We start from the raw sequence: 14,488 nt of genomic DNA on the forward strand, positions 1-14,488 counted from the left end.
TGTGTCTATTCACCACTTTTGACCCGGTCCAGATGGCCCAGATCCTGTTGCGGGTTGATCTGGTCACGTACGCGGGATTTCAGCTCTTTCACATCAGGAAAGCCTCCGTCGCGCTTGCGCTCCCAGATCAGTTCATCATCCACGGAGATCTCAAAGACCCCACCGACCTCCCCTGGCACCAAAGTGACCGCGCCGAGCATCCCCTGAAAGGTCGAGAGCAATTCCTGCGCCATCCAGGCCGCCCGCAACATCCAGTTACAGCCGATGCAATAGGTGATGGTCACTGTTGGTTTTTGGGGGGGCGTCGTGGTCATCTCATCAGGCTCCTAGCGCGCGTAGCATTTCGCGGCTGATGATATGACGTTGGATCTCGCTCGTCCCCTCCCAAATGCGTTCAACACGGGCATCGCGCCAAATACGTTCCAATGGCAGCTCATCCATCAGGCCCATGCCACCATGGATCTGGATCGCCTCATCCGCGACCATCGCCAGCATCTCGGTCGCTTTCAGCTTGGCCATAGACATGTCGCTCTCGGTCACGGTGCCCTGATCGAATTTCCAACCAGCCTCAAAAGTCAGCAGATTTGCCGCTTTCAGCTCCAGCGCCATATCGGCCAGCTTGAAAGAAACCCCCTGGAATTTGCCGATCTGCTGGCCGAATTGCTTGCGCTCGGCGGCATATTCGACCGAGTGTTGCAGAGCCCGGTCGGCGCGGCCCAGACAGGTCGCCGCCACCTGCAGCCGTGTGGCGCCCAGCCAAGTGTTGGCCACATCAAAGCCTTTGTCGACTTCGCCCAAGATGGCCGAGGACGGCAGGCGACAATCGTCGAATTCCAGCACCGCATTGGTGTAGCCACGATGGCTAACGTTGCCATAGCCGTCGCGCACCTCGAAACCCGGCGTGCCTTTGTCGACGAAAAAGGCGGTGATCTTTTTCTTTGGCCCGCGCGGGGTGTCTTCGACCCCGGTCGCCATGAAACAGATGGCAAAATCGGCGATATCGGCATGGCTGATGAAATGTTTGGTGCCGTTCAGGATCCAATCGTCACCGTCCTGACGGGCGGTGGCCTTCATGCCACGAAGATCCGAGCCCGCGTCTGGTTCTGTCATGGCCAGACAGTCCCATTTTTCGCCCTTCATGCAGGGAAAGAGGTATTTCTCTTTCTGCTCCTCCGTGCCCGCCAGCAGGATATTGGAGGGGCGCGCAACCCCGGTCCAGTGCAGCGCATAGTTGGCGCGGCCCAGCTCCTTTTCGTACATCAACCAGCTGAGAGTATCGAGCCCGGCACCGCCGACCTCTTCGGGCATGTTGGCCGCATAGAGTCCGGCCTCCATTGCCTTTTTCTGGACATCCCGAATGATGTCCATATCCAAATGACCGGTGCGTTCGATCTCCAGCTCGTGGGGATAGAGTTCTTTTTCCACAAAGGCGCGGGTGGTGTCGACGATCATCGCCTGTTCTTCTGTCATGCCAAACTGCATCGCGCGTGTCCTTCTCTTTGACTTGCCGTACAGTCTATCGTCGCGCTAGGTTCACTTCGTGCAGTTCAGGATTATTTCATGCAGAGTTGGGAGAAAGATCACGCCGCAGTGCAGCAGGTCGATCTGCTGCTCTTTGACGATTTTTCAGGCCATTGCCTGGCCAATACGGTGGAGCCAATGCGCGCCGCAAATACTTTGGCGAGGCGTTCGCTTTATGCTTGGCGCTTTGTGACCCTGGATGGGACCTCGGCTACATCTTCGGCCGGGATGGAAGTCAGCCCCGACGCCAGACTCGCCGATTGTCGTGGCGAGATGCTGATCGCGCTGCCCAGCTATCGCTATCGCCGTTTAGGCAGTCAGACCGTACTGCGCGGGCTGCGAGCTGCGGCAGAGCGCTATGCCACCCTGGCGGGGTTTGACGCAGGGGCCTGGTTGTTGGCTGCAGCCGGGCTGCTGGACGGGCGGCAGGCTACCATCCATTGGGAGGAACTGCCCGGCTTTGCCGAGGATTTCCCCCAGGTGGACGCCCAGCGCCTGCGCCATGTGCAGGATGGCAACCGCATCACCTGCTCTGGCGCGCTGGCGGCCTTTGACCTGATGATGGATCTGATTGGCCAGCGCCACGGCCCCGCCCTGCGGCTAGAGGTCGCCGCTCTGTTCATGAGCCCGGAAGTCACCGAAGCCCCGGTGCAGATAACCAGCCAGACACTGGCCCGCAGCCGATCGGTGGCCCGCGCCCTGTCGCTGATGCAGGAGCATATCGAAACCCCGCTGAGCATCCGCGAAATTGCCCGTCAGATAGGGCGCAGCCGCAAAGATTTGGAACAGCGGATGAAGGCTCAGCTGGGGGCAACACCCCAGGCGATCTATCGACGGCTACGGCTGATTCAGGCCAGAAAGCTTGTGTTAGAGACGGATCTAACCGTGGCAGAGGTCTCCCTGCGTGCAGGATATGAAGACCCCAGCGCCATGACCCGCGCCTATCGGCAGGAGTTTGGTGTCACCCCGCGCCAGATGCGGCGCAACAACCAGTAGACTTGCTCGCCTTAAGTATTCCCCACCGGCCTTGAAAGCAGAGTTTTTCTCCCCATATTCGCTGGGCTAAGGGCTGGTTTCAGGCTTCCCATCCAATTTCTTAGTTTTCTTTTCCATTTGCCGCCAACCAAACACGCAATAGCGTAGGGGCTCGTATGGAAAATGATCCGCTTGCCCTTTCCGTAGGAAAAGACAGTGGAAAATCCAGAACTCATTATTGCTTTGGTAAAGATGCTCGCTGCAGCATTCAAATTCGGCTCGGTTTGTTTCATGGCCTTCTTTTTGCGCGCAAAGTAGCAAAGGTCTGTCGCGTGAGCGGCAGACACGCGCCTGCCCGCCCCACGGCGGGCGCGTTCCGCTCCCGCCCGGGCAGACGCTTAGCGTAATCTACCCAAACATCCGCTTCTTGCGGGCGCGGGTTTCGGCGGTGGCCTCTGCGCTGCCGTCGTGGAAGGTGCCAAACCAGCGGTCCCAGGGCATTTCCTGATTGCCATAGTTACACTCGTAGTAGCGGTGGTGCAGCTGATGATAGAACGTGCCCAGCGCCAGCCAGCGTTTGTCCTTGATCAGCAAATCCTCGTATCCGGTGTGGGTCATCGCGGCACCCGGCCCCTGAAACACGATGTGAAAATACAGATGGATCGGGTGGCTCGCCACAACCCAATGGATGCATAGTGTGGTCAGGTAGACGAAGTGCTCTATCGGATGCATGGAGAACCCGGACCAGGGACCGATATTAACGTTGCGATGGTGCAGGGAGTGGACCCGCTTGTACAGAAACGGCTGATGCAGCAGCCGATGCACCCAGTAGAAATGAAAAGCCGACCACATCGGCAGAATCACCAGAAAGGCCAGAAACCACACCGGGTTTTTGGCAAAGGTAATCATCGGGGTGTAGCCATTGGCCATCAGCCACATGGTCACCACCTGAAACGCCGTCAGCTGCAGAACACCGGACCCCAGCGACCAGAACATATTGTCCTTTACCTGATCACTGAAATCCCACAACCTGTTGTTCCGCCCCTGTTCGCGGCGCTCGAACTTCAGCTTTTTGCCCTGGCCCCGGCGCATGTAGAAATACCAATGCAGCCCACCCGCCACGACAAAGATCATTAGGAAATTCACCAGCCAGACCTGCAAGATCCAGCCCGGTGCAAATGTCTGGGCCGTCTCAATTGCAGGATATAGAAACCACCACAGGATCAGCGCCAGCCCCAGCATCAGCACCCGCTCGCTGAGGGTCAGCCAGTTGCGCATGAACCAGCGCATCAAAAACGCCGGATTTGGCGGCCACTGAAAGATCGAGGGGTTCTGCAAGGGCAGCTCAGGATGGTAATTCCAATTCCGCCCCATATCCTGCATCTGCGGGTCCTGCATCTGCGGGGTGTCTTGTTCGGATGTGGTCATTGTGGCGACTCCTCAGGGTGGAGTGTGGGTTGCAACAGCCATGCCTTTCCCTGCCCGCAAGAAGACACCCGCGAGGGAAAAGGTAGTGCCGGAGTTTCAGGTCTGACAGGATCAGATCAGGGGATTAGCTTGCGTAGGTGGAGCCTTCGCTATCAAGGATCAGCTTGATCTCTCGCAGATGCGCCTCAGCTTGGGCGGGATAGTCTTCCAACTCGCGGGCGGTTTTCTCGGCGATCTCATCCGACAGGATCCGCAGCTTTTGGCCAGTCTGCAAAGCACGGATATAGGTCTCGGCGGCGCGCTCAAAATAGTACAGTCGGTTCAGCGTGTCCGCCGGATCAGAGCCGATCACCAGCACGCCGTGGTTGCCCATGATCATGACCTTTTGCTTTGGGTCCGTCAGCATCGCCGCACAGCGCGCACCTTCGTCTTCGAACGCCAGCCCACCATAGCCATCATCAATCACGTAGCGATTGAAAAAGGTCGCCGTGTTCTGATCAATTGGCGGCAGGGTGCTATCCGCCAGTGAGGCCAGCACCGTGGCGTGGATCGAATGCACATGCATCACGCAGCGCGCCTGTGGGCACAGCCGGTGAATAGAGCCATGCAGCCCCCATGCCGTGGGATCCGGTGCGCCCGGTTTGGCCATCGTCTCGGGATCGTTGGCATCCAGGAACAGCAGGTTCGAGGCGGTAATCCGGGCAAAATGCATCTGATTGGCGTTCATCAGGAACTGGCTGCCGTCCGCGTTCACCGCGAGGCTGAAATGGTTTGCTACACCTTCGTGCATATTGAGGCGTTCAACCCAGCGAAAGCTCGCGGCCAGGTCAACGCGGTCCTGCCAGTGATCGATATTGGGGCGCAGCTCGGTGACGCTCATCTCGGGGCTCCTGTAGCAATTGTCTTGTTGCCCAAAACCTGAGCCGCAAAGACCTGTTTGACCAGCGTATTATTTGCAGTCTTGCCATTAGCTGCACTTATGGCAAACTTATGCACATGAAAAACGCTCTCCCTCCCCTTGGCTGGTTGCGCACCTTCGAGGCCGCAGCCCGGCATCTGTCCTTTACCGGCGCGGCACGCGACCTCAATATGACGCAAAGCGCGGTCAGTCAGCAGATCAAGGGGCTGGAATCACATCTGGGCAAAACCCTGTTTCACCGTCGCCCCCGCGCGCTGGAGCTAACCCCGACAGGAACCACCTATCTACCAGTCGTGCGCGAGGCCTTTCGCACGCTGACCAATGGCACCCGAGCCATCTCCGGCCCGCAGAAAAACGTGGTGCAGGTGCAATCCAATATATCTTTTGCGGTGCAGTGGCTGTCGCCACGGCTGGGGCAGTTCTACGATGCACACCCAGATGTGTTACTGAACATCTCGACCGAGATCTGGGAGCCGCGCGGCATGGCCGAAGGGGCCGATGTGGAAATCCGCTTTTCGCTAGGGCTGGCCGACACGGTGCGCGGAGAGCTGTTGCGGCGCGATCACTATTATCCGGTCTGCGCGCCCGGGTATGAGGTCACTCTGGCAGACCTGCACCAGCATCGGCTGTTCGACTGCGCCAATCTGATGGCCAATTTTGCCGCTTGGGCCGAGGATCAGCGCCTGCCCTGGCCCAATCCGCCCGTCACCTATACCACCACCTATATGGCTTGCCTGCCCGCCGTGGCTGCCGGCGCCGGGGTCGGCATGGCGCATGACATCATGGCCGGGGACATGATCCGCCAAGGTAGACTGGTTGCCCCCTTTGAACACCGTGCGCCAGTGCCCGAGGCCTATTACCTGCTGCTGTCAGCCCAGGCCGAGCACAGCCCAAGTGCGCGCGCCTTTGCCGATTGGCTACGAAGCGAGATGGCACTGGAACCCAGCGGCGGCAAGGATTGGCCCGAAGGCTTTAAAGACGTCTGATCAAATCGGTCGGCTCGGCACCCAGGCATAGCCATTGTCACACAGGATATAGGCCTCGCGCAGACCATGGGGTTTATCCGTCGGTGCCTGCAGGATTGTATAGCCAGCAGCCGTCGCCCGTGCCTCAGCAAGATCTGGATCTGATTCATACAGTCGGATCTCCAGCCCACCCCCGCGCGGCGGCATCTCTGGCACGAGCCCCAGCAGCGGATTGGAGTGATAGGTGCCATCGCTGTGCAGCTGAAACAGCTGACTGCCATAGGAGATGATGGCAAAATCCTTGCTTGGTTGATGCGCTTTCAACTCGAAAACAGTCTCTAAAAAGGATATTTGCACCGTAACATCGCGCACCAGCAGGTTCAACCCGATGCCAGTCAGGGAGCGGCCAAACTCAGCCGCTTCTACCGTGTCATAATTCATCCTATTGCCTTCTCTATAGGTGTTTCTCGTGCAAGCGCAGATCGCAGGGCTTGCACTTGTCGCAGCAATCAGAACAATTGGCACATGACAGATAAAGCATTCCCCAGTTGGCCCGATATCGCCCCTCACCTGATCAATGTTGCAGCGGGTCGCGCGCCTGCTGACACTGTGATCCGACAGGGCAAATGGGTCAATGTCCACACCCGCGAAGTGCTTGATGGCCACGACATCGCCGTGGTGTCAGGGCGCATTGCCTATGTCGGCCCCGATGCCAGCTATTGCATCGGCCCCGACACAAAGGTGATCGAGGCCAAGGGACGCTTCATGATCCCCGGATTGTGCGACGCACATATGCATATCGAAAGCGGTATGCTGACACCGGCGGAATTTGCCCGCGCCGTGATCCCGCATGGCACCACATCGATGTTCACCGACCCGCATGAAATTGCCAATGTGCTGGGGCTTGAAGGCGTGCGTCTGATGCATGACGAAGCCCTGTTGCAGCCGGTCAATATCTTCACCCAGATGCCGTCTTGTGCACCCTCGGCGCCGGGGCTGGAAACCACCGGTTTTGAGATCACCGCCGAAGACGTCGCAGAGGCCATGTCCTGGCCCGGCATAATCGGGTTGGGGGAAATGATGAATTTCCCCGGTGTCGCCAATGCCGACCCAAAAATGCTGGCCGAGATCGCCGCCACCCAGCGTGCGGGCAAAACCGTCGGCGGGCACTATGCCTCACCGAATCTGGGGCGCGATTTTGCCGCTTATGTTGCCGGTGGGCCTGCCGATGATCACGAGGGCACCTGCGAGGCAGATGCCATTGCCCGGATGCGTCAGGGCATGCGCGCCATGGTGCGCCTGGGCTCGGCTTGGTACGATGTCGAGGCACAGATCACCGCCATCACCGAAAAGGGTCTGGACCCGCGCAACTTCATCCTCTGCACCGATGACTGCCATTCCGGCACCTTGGTGCATGACGGTCATATGAACCGGGTGGTACGCCATGCCATCGCCTGTGGTTGTGATCCGCTGATCGCCTTGCAGATGGCCACGATCAATACTGCCACCCATTTCGGATTGGAGCGCGACATCGGATCCATCACTCCGGGACGGCGCGCCGATGTGATCCTGACCTCTGACCTGCGTGAGTTGCCGATTGAGCTGGTGATGGCACGTGGCCAGGTCGTGGCAGAAGCAGGCTCTATCAAAGTGAATTGTCCACATCTTGACTGGCCAGACACCGCCCGAGGCACCGTGCATCTGGGCCATGCGCTGGCAGAAACCGATTTTGAGATCAAAGCCCCCGAAGGCGCCAACGCAGTCACCGCAAATGTCATCGGCATGGTGGAAAATCAGGCCCCGACCAAGGCACTTAAGGCAGAACTGCCCGTACACGACGGTCTCGTCGAGGCCACAATGGCCGCGGATGGCGAGACCTGCCAGATCGCTCTGGTAGAACGGCATCAGGCAACCGGCGGCGTCACCAATGCCTTTGTATCTGGCTTTGGCTATCAAGGCAAAATGGCGATGGCCTCTACCGTGGCACATGACAGCCACCACATGATTGTCGTCGGAACCGATCGCGCCCAGATGGCGATGGCCGCAAATCGCCTGGCTGAAGTCGGTGGCGGCGTCACCCTGTTTCGCGACGGCGAAGAACTGGCACTGGTCGAGCTGCCCATTGCAGGCCTGATGTCCGACAGCCCCGCCACCGAGGTCGCTGCCAAGGCGCAAAAACTGGGCGAAGCGATGGAGGCCTGCGGCTGTTCGCTGAACAATGCCTATATGCAGCATTCGCTGTTAGCTCTGGTGGTTATCCCAGAACTCAGGATTTCGGACCTTGGACTGGTGGACGTGCGCACATTTGAAATGATCCCGGTGATTGAGCCCTCAACATGACCAAAGCTTCCCCAGTGACCCCAGCTTCCTATGCGATCACCATCAAGCAGCCCGAAACCCCGGCACCTGAAAGCTTTACCGATGCCGCCGCCGCCGTGGCGCAGCTGGAAAAGCTATATGCGCAAGCGACGGATTTCTTATGTGACGAATTCATCCGTAGTATGGCCGAAGGGGCGGTGGCCGATCAACGCATTCGCGCCTATTACCCAGAGATCCGGTTCACCACCTCCAGCTTTGCGCAGGTGGATAGCCGCCTCAGCTTTGGCCATGTCTCGGCCCCCGGCACCTATGCCACCACGGTGACGCGCCCAGATCTGTTTCGCCACTATCTAATCCAGCAGATTGGCCTGCTGATCAAAAACCACGGCCAGCCGGTGACCATCGCCGCCTCCGAAACACCGGTCCCGGTACATTTTGCGGTCGCCTCGCGCCCTGATCTGTCGGTGCCGCAGGAAGGTGCCGGGGATTTCACCCTGCGCGACGTCTTTGACGTGCCTGATCTTGCGACCACCAATGACGATATCGTCAATGGCCCCTATCAATCTGAGGACGGCATTGGCCCCCTCGCCCTGTTCAGCGCTCAGCGCATCGACTACTCGCTGGCGCGGCTGACGCATTATACCGCCACTGACGCCGAGCATTTCCAAAACCACGTGCTCTTCACCAACTATCAATTCTACGTGGCCGAATTTGAGGCCTATGCCCGCGCGCAACTGGCCGATCCCAATTCTGGCTATGTCAGCTTTGTCAGCACCGGCAATCATGAGATCACCGATCCGAAGGCTGAAATTCCCGGCATTGCCAAACTGCCGCAGATGCCGACCTACCATCTGAAACGTGCCGACGGCAAAGGCATCACTCTGGTCAATATCGGTGTCGGGCCATCGAACGCCAAAACTGCCACCGATCATATTGCCGTTCTACGCCCGCATGCTTGGCTGATGGTTGGTCACTGTGCCGGTCTGCGCAACACGCAGGCGATGGGTGATTTTGTCCTTGCCCATGGCTACCTGCGCGAAGACCACGTGCTGGACGATGACCTGCCCATCTGGACCCCTATTCCGGCGCTGGCAGAAATCCAGATCGCGCTGGAACAAGCGGTGGCAGATGTGACCGAATTCGAAGGCTTTGACCTCAAACGGATCATGCGTACCGGAACAGTTGCCACCATCGACAACCGCAATTGGGAGCTGCGCGACCAGTCCGGCCCGGTGCAGCGGCTCAGCCAGTCCCGTGCCATCGCGCTGGATATGGAGAGCGCCACCATCGCCGCCAATGGCTATCGCTTTCGCGTTCCCTACGGCACTCTGCTTTGTGTTTCAGACAAACCCCTGCATGGCGAGTTGAAGCTGCCGGGCATGGCCTCGGATTTCTATCAAACGCAGGTTGCACGCCATTTGCAGATCGGCATAAAGGCGATGGAGCAACTCAGATCGATGCCCTTGGAACGCCTGCACAGCAGAAAATTGCGCTCCTTTGATGAAACTGCCTTCCTGTAAACAGAGTTTTCCACCGTTTTCTGCGAAAAATCGCTAGTTTATATGGTCTTTTGTAACACTACGCGTTGTGTTCCTACACAACATAACGATAATGTTGCCCGATGAGGCCCCACAGTTCGGGCAGTTTTAAGGAGATCTGAGAATGTCCAAACCGATGACCAAAACCCAGCTAGTTGCATCTCTGGCTGAGGAAATGGGCGAAGATAAGAAAACCGCAGGCGTTGCTCTGGATGCCGTTTGCGCCCTGATCACACGCGAAGTGTCGGGCGGTGGCGCCGTGACACTGCCAGGCGTTGGCAAAATCTATTGCCGCGAACGCCCCGAGCGTGAAGTGCGTAACCCCGCCACCGGCGAGAAGTTCATGAAAGAGGCTGACAAGGTTGTGAAAATGACCATTGCCAAGGCTCTGAAAGACAGCGTCAACGGCGAAGCCTGATCCCGGCGTAAAAACTGGATCGGCACAGAAGAGATTGGGTCGCCTCTGGCGGCCCTTTTTTTGTGCCTGTTTTGTGCCGGTGCTGCAGCGGGCCTACGTCTGGCTTGTATCCGTGCGCAGTGCGATACTACGCTTGAAAACCGGCTGGTCCAGACAACTCTCATTCCTGTGAGCTGCGTCGGTTTCGCATTTCCAGCACTTACTTGCTTTGATAAAGACTTTGCAGGACAGCACCAGGAGGCCGAGGCAATGGATATTCGCGCAATCGCAATGGGGCTGGCCTTCGCCTTCATGTGGTCCTCAGCCTTTACCTCTGCCCGGATCATTGTGATGGATGCCTCACCGCTGTTTTCTCTGGCGGTGCGTTTTCTGATCTCAGGCCTGATCGGCGTCGCCATCGCCCGCGCGCTAGGGCAAAGCTGGCATCTGACCCGCGACCAATGGCGCGCCACGATGATCTTCGGCCTCTGCCAGAATGCGTTGTACCTCGGCCTCAACTTTGTTGCCATGCAATGGGTCGAGGCCTCTCTGGCGGCTATCATTGCCGCCACGATGCCGCTCTGTGTCGCGCTGGCCTCCTGGGTCATCTTTGGCGACCGGCTGAAACCTCTGGGCGTTCTTGGCCTTCTGGCGGGCGTCGCCGGAGTTGCCCTGATCATGGGGACAAGAATCAGTGCCGGGGTCGATATTTTTGGCATCGTTCTATGCGTCATCGGAGTATTGGCACTAACTGTCGCCACTCTGGCCCTGCGCGGTGCGACCTCGGGCGGAAATTTCATGATGGTCGTCGGACTTCAGATGCTGATCGGTTCTGCAATCCTGTTTGTCGCCGCCCCCCTGACCGAAGAGATCTTTGTGAACCCCACCCTACGGTTGGGGCTGGCCTTCGCCTATACCACGCTTGTACCCGGACTTATGGCCACCTTTATCTGGGTGCTGCTACTCAACCGGATCGGCGCAATTCGCGCGGCAACCTTTCACTTCCTCAACCCGGTCTTTGGTGTCGCTGTGGCCTGGGTATTGTTGGGGGAAAAACTGGGACCACTGGATATCGTCGGCGTCGCGATTGTCACCTTTGGCATTCTGGCAGTGCAGCTTTCGCGCCAGACCAAACTTTCGACGGCTTCGGTTATTGATGATCCAAAACAGGCCTCCTAGTGAGAACCCGACAAAGCCCCAACTGCACACAGAGCCGCGAGAATGTTGAAATGCTCTTTGCATTTTCACCCCCAGCTCCCATCTTTGACCGACAACACACAGCGCGGCCCTGCGATATGGCCGCAACAGACGGAGGATCTCATGACCAAATATACCAAAGACCCGGCAGCCGTGGCCGCCCTCTCGGAAGAAGAGTTCTACGTCACCCAGAAATCCGGCACCGAACGGCCCGGCACTGGCGCGCTGCTCGCCAACACGGAGGTCGGCATCTACGTCGATATCGTCTCTGGTGAGCCGCTGTTTGCCTCTGGCGACAAATATGAATCCGGCTGCGGCTGGCCAAGCTTTACCAAGCCGATTGAGCCCACCTATATCAGCGAGCTCGAAGACCGGGCTCTGGGGATGATCCGTACCGAGGTCCGTTCGACCCATGGCGACAGCCATCTGGGACATGTTTTCCCCGATGGTCCGGTGGAACACGGAGGCCTGCGTTATTGCATCAATTCCGCCTCGCTGCGTTTTGTGCCACTGGCCGAAATGGAGGCCGAGGGCTACGCCGACTATATCAATCAAGTGGAGAACAGATCATGAGCACATCCGAGCGCGCCGTTCTGGCGGGGGGCTGTTTCTGGGGCATGCAGGATCTGATCCGCAAGCGCAAAGGGATTTTGCAAACCCGCGTCGGCTATACTGGTGGCGATGTGGCCAATGCCACCTACAAAAACCACGGCACCCATGCCGAAGGGATCGAAATCCTGTTTGATCCCACCCAGACCTCCTATCGGGAACTATTGGAATTCTTCTTTCAGATCCACGACCCCTCCACCGAAAACCGTCAGGGCAATGACCTGGGCATGAGCTATCGCTCGGCGATCTACTACGTGGACGACGCACAAAAAGCCTGCGCGCTGGAGACTATTGCCGATGTCGAAGCCTGCGGTCTTTGGCCCGGCAAGGTGGTGACCGAAGTGGAGCCCGTCGGTGATTTCTGGGAGGCCGAGCCCGAGCATCAAGACTACTTGGAACGGCGCCCTGATGGGTACACCTGTCACTTTGCGCGACCCGACTGGGTACTGCCCAAACGCAGCGCGGCGGCCGAATAACCTGTATTAGAGCCACTAGCGTTTCACAAATTGATAAAGGCCCGTTCCCCTCTGGAGCGGGCCTAACTCTTTCACCAGACCTCAATCCTTGGCGACACGCGGGCGACCACTGGCCTCGACCGTCAATGTTGCCTCAACAAAGACCTCGCGCGCCTCGACTAATGCCGTTCGGATGTCGCGGCTGACATGGACGTGGATATCTTCGGCACCTGCCGCCTCGGCATCAGCACATGCCTCGGCTGTCAGGACCTGCTCCAGCAGTGACAGGGCCTCATCCGACGCGGAAAAATCCTGTGGGCCTGCCTCCAGATGCACCCGGAACTTGCCCTCGGCCGGGGCGGTGACGCTGCCGCTGCGCCGCATGGTGACACGGCCTACAACTGCACCGATTGCATTGGCCACACCTGCATGTTCCGGCAACAGCATCCGACATTTCAACCGCTCCCCCACGGCTGGATAATAGCTGGCAGCAGAGGCCCCCAGCCCCACCACATCGATATTCATCGCAACCTCCAGCGACAGGATCCCGCGATGCGAGGCAAGCCCTTGCTGCGTCAGAACATGCCGCGCCAGCTGCGCAGGTGGGATGGCGAAATCAGTATCCTCTTCGGCAAATGCAGACTCTAATAAGGTCAATGCTGTCTGTTCTGTTAACTGGTCGACGATCATCTTCGCCAGTGTTTCTGCATCAGCAGCCAAACTATCGCCGCTACCGACCCGGCGACGGGCCAGCAGGGTCAGCGCCTTGTGCGCCGCAGCCCCGTCCCAGGCCGCGACCCCTCCCAGCACATGGCTGGCATCCGACGGGGTCACGCCAGCGACCTGCACCAGCCCACGATCCACCAGACGATTCAGCGCACCCTGTTCCATGCGTGTGCGCAGCACGGCGCCCAAAGAATGCACCTCAGTGCCGATGCGCCCCAATAGAGCATGTTCACGCTCTCCCAGACCGGCTGCAGGCATACCAATCACCGCGCGGACAAATTTGCCATCGTGCTCGCCGACAACAGGCGCGCTCAGCTGTTTGTCCAAGGCGGCATGCACCACCTCTGGGGCCTCGGCAGCAATCAGCGAGATAGGCACCACCCGGCGCGGCCCCAGCTCCAGCCCGCCCTGCAGACCGGAGGTCACCATATGGACCTGACTGTCCCCCCCCAGCCCCGTGGTGCGCATCGCCACGGCTCCACCCATGGTGCGAAATCCGCCAACCCGCGCGCCAGCCGGATCAATCGCCGGTTTGCCATCGCGGATCAGAGCCACATCAGTGGTGGTACCGCCGATATCACTGACCAACGCGTTCTCGACCCCGGTCATCCAGTGCGCGCCCACGATCGAAGCTGCGGGCCCGCTCAGAATGGTTTCTATCGGCCGCGCGCGGGCCTGTTCAGCCGACATCAACGCGCCATCACCGCGCACCACCATCATCGGAGCCGTCACACCCAGATCGACCAGCGTGTCCTGTGCCCGGCCAATCAGGCGATCAATCATACCAATGAGACGCGCATTCAGCACTGCCGTCACTGCCCGTTTTGGACCATTCAGCTTGGCTGACAATTGATGTGAACAGGTCACTGGCGCCTGGGTCATCTCGCCGATAATGCGGGCGGCCTCCAGCTCATGTGCCGGGTTGCGGGTGGCAAAAACCGAAGCCACGGCAAATCCGGACACGCCCCCGGCATGAGTTTGCAAAAAGCTGCGCAAGGCATCAACATCCAGTGGCGTTGCCTCACCCCCAGCATGATTGTGTCCACCTGCCAGCACCAGTGACGGGTCGCCCTTTAGCGCCTCCTTCAGCCCGTGCCGATCCAGATCGCCTTCACTGAAGCCAATGTAGACCAGCGCGACACGCCCGCCTTGACCTTCGACCAGTGCGTTGGTGGCAAGCGTGGTGGACAGGGCCGCCATCGACACCTCAGCAGCAGTACAGCCCGATTGTTCCAGTACGGCGCGAATGGCACCGCCGACACCAATGGCCAGATCAGCCCGCGTCGTCAGCGATTTGGCCGTCGCGATAACGTCTTTTTCATCGCGGATCAGCACCGCATCCGTATAGGTTCCGCCCGTATCAACACCCAGCAACAGCGCCATATTATTGTCTCCAGTCTGTTCGCCGGACCGGTCTAACGCCTATTTGAGACACGTCC

The 14,488-nt window shown here is 58.9% G+C and carries 15 protein-coding genes; 8 read left to right on the top strand and 7 right to left on the bottom strand.

From position 1 onward, the window contains the following. Positions 1–5 precede the first annotated feature (5 nt). Together PH5382_RS05165 and PH5382_RS05170 are read right to left on the bottom strand one after the other, a co-directional pair. On the bottom strand, positions 6–314 hold the full coding sequence (locus PH5382_RS05165) for an Rdx family protein (protein WP_058333278.1): 309 nt from the start codon (positions 312–314) through the stop codon (positions 6–8). A 4-nt stretch (positions 315–318) separates the two neighbouring features. Beyond that, complete coding sequence (locus PH5382_RS05170) at positions 319–1,482, bottom strand: acyl-CoA dehydrogenase family protein (RefSeq protein ID WP_058333279.1); 1,164 nt, start codon at positions 1,480–1,482, stop codon at positions 319–321. A gap of 78 nt (positions 1,483–1,560) precedes the next feature. Between PH5382_RS05170 and PH5382_RS05175 the strand changes: the two genes are divergently transcribed. Then, entirely contained in the window at positions 1,561–2,517 is a 957-nt protein-coding gene (locus tag PH5382_RS05175) for a GlxA family transcriptional regulator (protein ID WP_058333280.1), read from the top strand. 11 nt (positions 2,518–2,528) lie between these two features. On the opposite strand, the gene PH5382_RS19695 is transcribed toward PH5382_RS05175, so the two are convergent. The 3 genes from PH5382_RS19695 to PH5382_RS05185 form a co-directional block, all read right to left on the bottom strand. Further along, positions 2,529–2,789: a hypothetical protein gene (locus PH5382_RS19695; protein WP_156414835.1), complete on the bottom strand. Its 261-nt coding sequence runs from the start codon at positions 2,787–2,789 to the stop codon at positions 2,529–2,531. A 115-nt stretch (positions 2,790–2,904) separates the two neighbouring features. Further along, positions 2,905–3,924, bottom strand: a complete 1,020-nt coding sequence (locus PH5382_RS05180) for a sterol desaturase family protein (RefSeq protein ID WP_082645564.1) — start codon at positions 3,922–3,924, stop codon at positions 2,905–2,907. Between the two features lie 124 nt (positions 3,925–4,048). Further along, positions 4,049–4,804 carry a class II aldolase and adducin N-terminal domain-containing protein gene (locus PH5382_RS05185; RefSeq protein WP_058333281.1) on the bottom strand — a complete coding sequence of 252 codons (756 nt, stop codon included), beginning with the start codon at positions 4,802–4,804 and terminating at the stop codon, positions 4,049–4,051. Between the two features lie 116 nt (positions 4,805–4,920). Between PH5382_RS05185 and PH5382_RS05190 the strand changes: the two genes are divergently transcribed. Further along, positions 4,921–5,829, top strand: a complete 909-nt coding sequence (locus PH5382_RS05190; RefSeq protein ID WP_058333282.1) for a LysR substrate-binding domain-containing protein — start codon at positions 4,921–4,923, stop codon at positions 5,827–5,829. Here PH5382_RS05190 and PH5382_RS05195 read toward each other — a convergent pair whose 3' ends face one another. Next, entirely contained in the window at positions 5,830–6,249 is a 420-nt protein-coding gene (locus tag PH5382_RS05195; protein WP_058333283.1) for a VOC family protein, read from the bottom strand. 84 nt (positions 6,250–6,333) lie between these two features. Here PH5382_RS05195 and ade point away from each other — a divergent pair, with 84 nt between their 5' ends. The 6 genes from ade (at position 6,334) to msrA (ending at position 12,344) form a co-directional block, all read left to right on the top strand. Further along, positions 6,334–8,148: an adenine deaminase gene (gene ade, locus PH5382_RS05200; RefSeq protein WP_058333284.1), complete on the top strand. Its 1,815-nt coding sequence runs from the start codon at positions 6,334–6,336 to the stop codon at positions 8,146–8,148. After that, positions 8,145–9,647, top strand: coding sequence for an AMP nucleosidase (locus tag PH5382_RS05205; RefSeq protein WP_231751797.1), 1,503 nt, complete (start codon positions 8,145–8,147; stop codon positions 9,645–9,647). The genes ade and PH5382_RS05205 overlap by 4 nt, the downstream gene beginning before the upstream one ends. A 142-nt stretch (positions 9,648–9,789) precedes the next feature. Next, positions 9,790–10,083 carry an HU family DNA-binding protein gene (locus PH5382_RS05210; protein WP_058333285.1) on the top strand — a complete coding sequence of 98 codons (294 nt, stop codon included), beginning with the start codon at positions 9,790–9,792 and terminating at the stop codon, positions 10,081–10,083. 249 nt (positions 10,084–10,332) lie between these two features. Next, positions 10,333–11,241: a DMT family transporter gene (locus tag PH5382_RS05215; RefSeq protein ID WP_058333286.1), complete on the top strand. Its 909-nt coding sequence runs from the start codon at positions 10,333–10,335 to the stop codon at positions 11,239–11,241. A gap of 141 nt (positions 11,242–11,382) precedes the next feature. Then, complete coding sequence (gene msrB, locus PH5382_RS05220; protein ID WP_058333287.1) at positions 11,383–11,832, top strand: peptide-methionine (R)-S-oxide reductase MsrB; 450 nt, start codon at positions 11,383–11,385, stop codon at positions 11,830–11,832. Further along, positions 11,829–12,344 carry a peptide-methionine (S)-S-oxide reductase MsrA gene (msrA, locus tag PH5382_RS05225; RefSeq protein WP_058333288.1) on the top strand — a complete coding sequence of 172 codons (516 nt, stop codon included), beginning with the start codon at positions 11,829–11,831 and terminating at the stop codon, positions 12,342–12,344. The genes msrB and msrA overlap by 4 nt, the downstream gene beginning before the upstream one ends. Before the next feature lie 81 nt (positions 12,345–12,425). Here msrA and PH5382_RS05230 read toward each other — a convergent pair whose 3' ends face one another. Continuing rightward, positions 12,426–14,432 (bottom strand): hydantoinase/oxoprolinase N-terminal domain-containing protein, encoded by a 2,007-nt coding sequence (locus PH5382_RS05230; RefSeq protein ID WP_058333289.1) that lies wholly within the window; start codon positions 14,430–14,432, stop codon positions 12,426–12,428. Positions 14,433–14,488: the final 56 nt, after the last annotated feature.

The organism is Phaeobacter sp. CECT 5382, from assembly GCF_001457775.1.
Taxonomy (GTDB): Bacteria; Pseudomonadota; Alphaproteobacteria; order Rhodobacterales; family Rhodobacteraceae; genus Pseudophaeobacter.

Bases quoted from the DNA above. Each gene is read 5' to 3' on its own strand.
- PH5382_RS05210 (WP_058333285.1), top strand. From the start codon at position 9,790: ATGTCCAAACCGATGACCAAAACCCAGCTAGTTGCATCTCTGGCTGAG.
- PH5382_RS19695 (WP_156414835.1), bottom strand. From the start codon at position 2,789: ATGAAACAAACCGAGCCGAATTTGAATGCTGCAGCGAGCATCTTTACC.
- PH5382_RS05230 (WP_058333289.1), bottom strand. From the start codon at position 14,432: ATGGCGCTGTTGCTGGGTGTTGATACGGGCGGAACCTATACGGATGCG.
- PH5382_RS05205 (WP_231751797.1), top strand. From the start codon at position 8,145: ATGACCAAAGCTTCCCCAGTGACCCCAGCTTCCTATGCGATCACCATC.
- PH5382_RS05180 (WP_082645564.1), bottom strand. From the start codon at position 3,924: ATGACCACATCCGAACAAGACACCCCGCAGATGCAGGACCCGCAGATG.
- PH5382_RS05170 (WP_058333279.1), bottom strand. From the start codon at position 1,482: ATGCAGTTTGGCATGACAGAAGAACAGGCGATGATCGTCGACACCACC.
- PH5382_RS05195 (WP_058333283.1), bottom strand. From the start codon at position 6,249: ATGAATTATGACACGGTAGAAGCGGCTGAGTTTGGCCGCTCCCTGACT.
- PH5382_RS05165 (WP_058333278.1), bottom strand. From the start codon at position 314: ATGACCACGACGCCCCCCCAAAAACCAACAGTGACCATCACCTATTGC.
- msrA (WP_058333288.1), top strand. From the start codon at position 11,829: ATGAGCACATCCGAGCGCGCCGTTCTGGCGGGGGGCTGTTTCTGGGGC.
- PH5382_RS05190 (WP_058333282.1), top strand. From the start codon at position 4,921: ATGAAAAACGCTCTCCCTCCCCTTGGCTGGTTGCGCACCTTCGAGGCC.
- msrB (WP_058333287.1), top strand. From the start codon at position 11,383: ATGACCAAATATACCAAAGACCCGGCAGCCGTGGCCGCCCTCTCGGAA.
- ade (WP_058333284.1), top strand. From the start codon at position 6,334: ATGACAGATAAAGCATTCCCCAGTTGGCCCGATATCGCCCCTCACCTG.
- PH5382_RS05175 (WP_058333280.1), top strand. From the start codon at position 1,561: ATGCAGAGTTGGGAGAAAGATCACGCCGCAGTGCAGCAGGTCGATCTG.
- PH5382_RS05185 (WP_058333281.1), bottom strand. From the start codon at position 4,804: ATGAGCGTCACCGAGCTGCGCCCCAATATCGATCACTGGCAGGACCGC.
- PH5382_RS05215 (WP_058333286.1), top strand. From the start codon at position 10,333: ATGGATATTCGCGCAATCGCAATGGGGCTGGCCTTCGCCTTCATGTGG.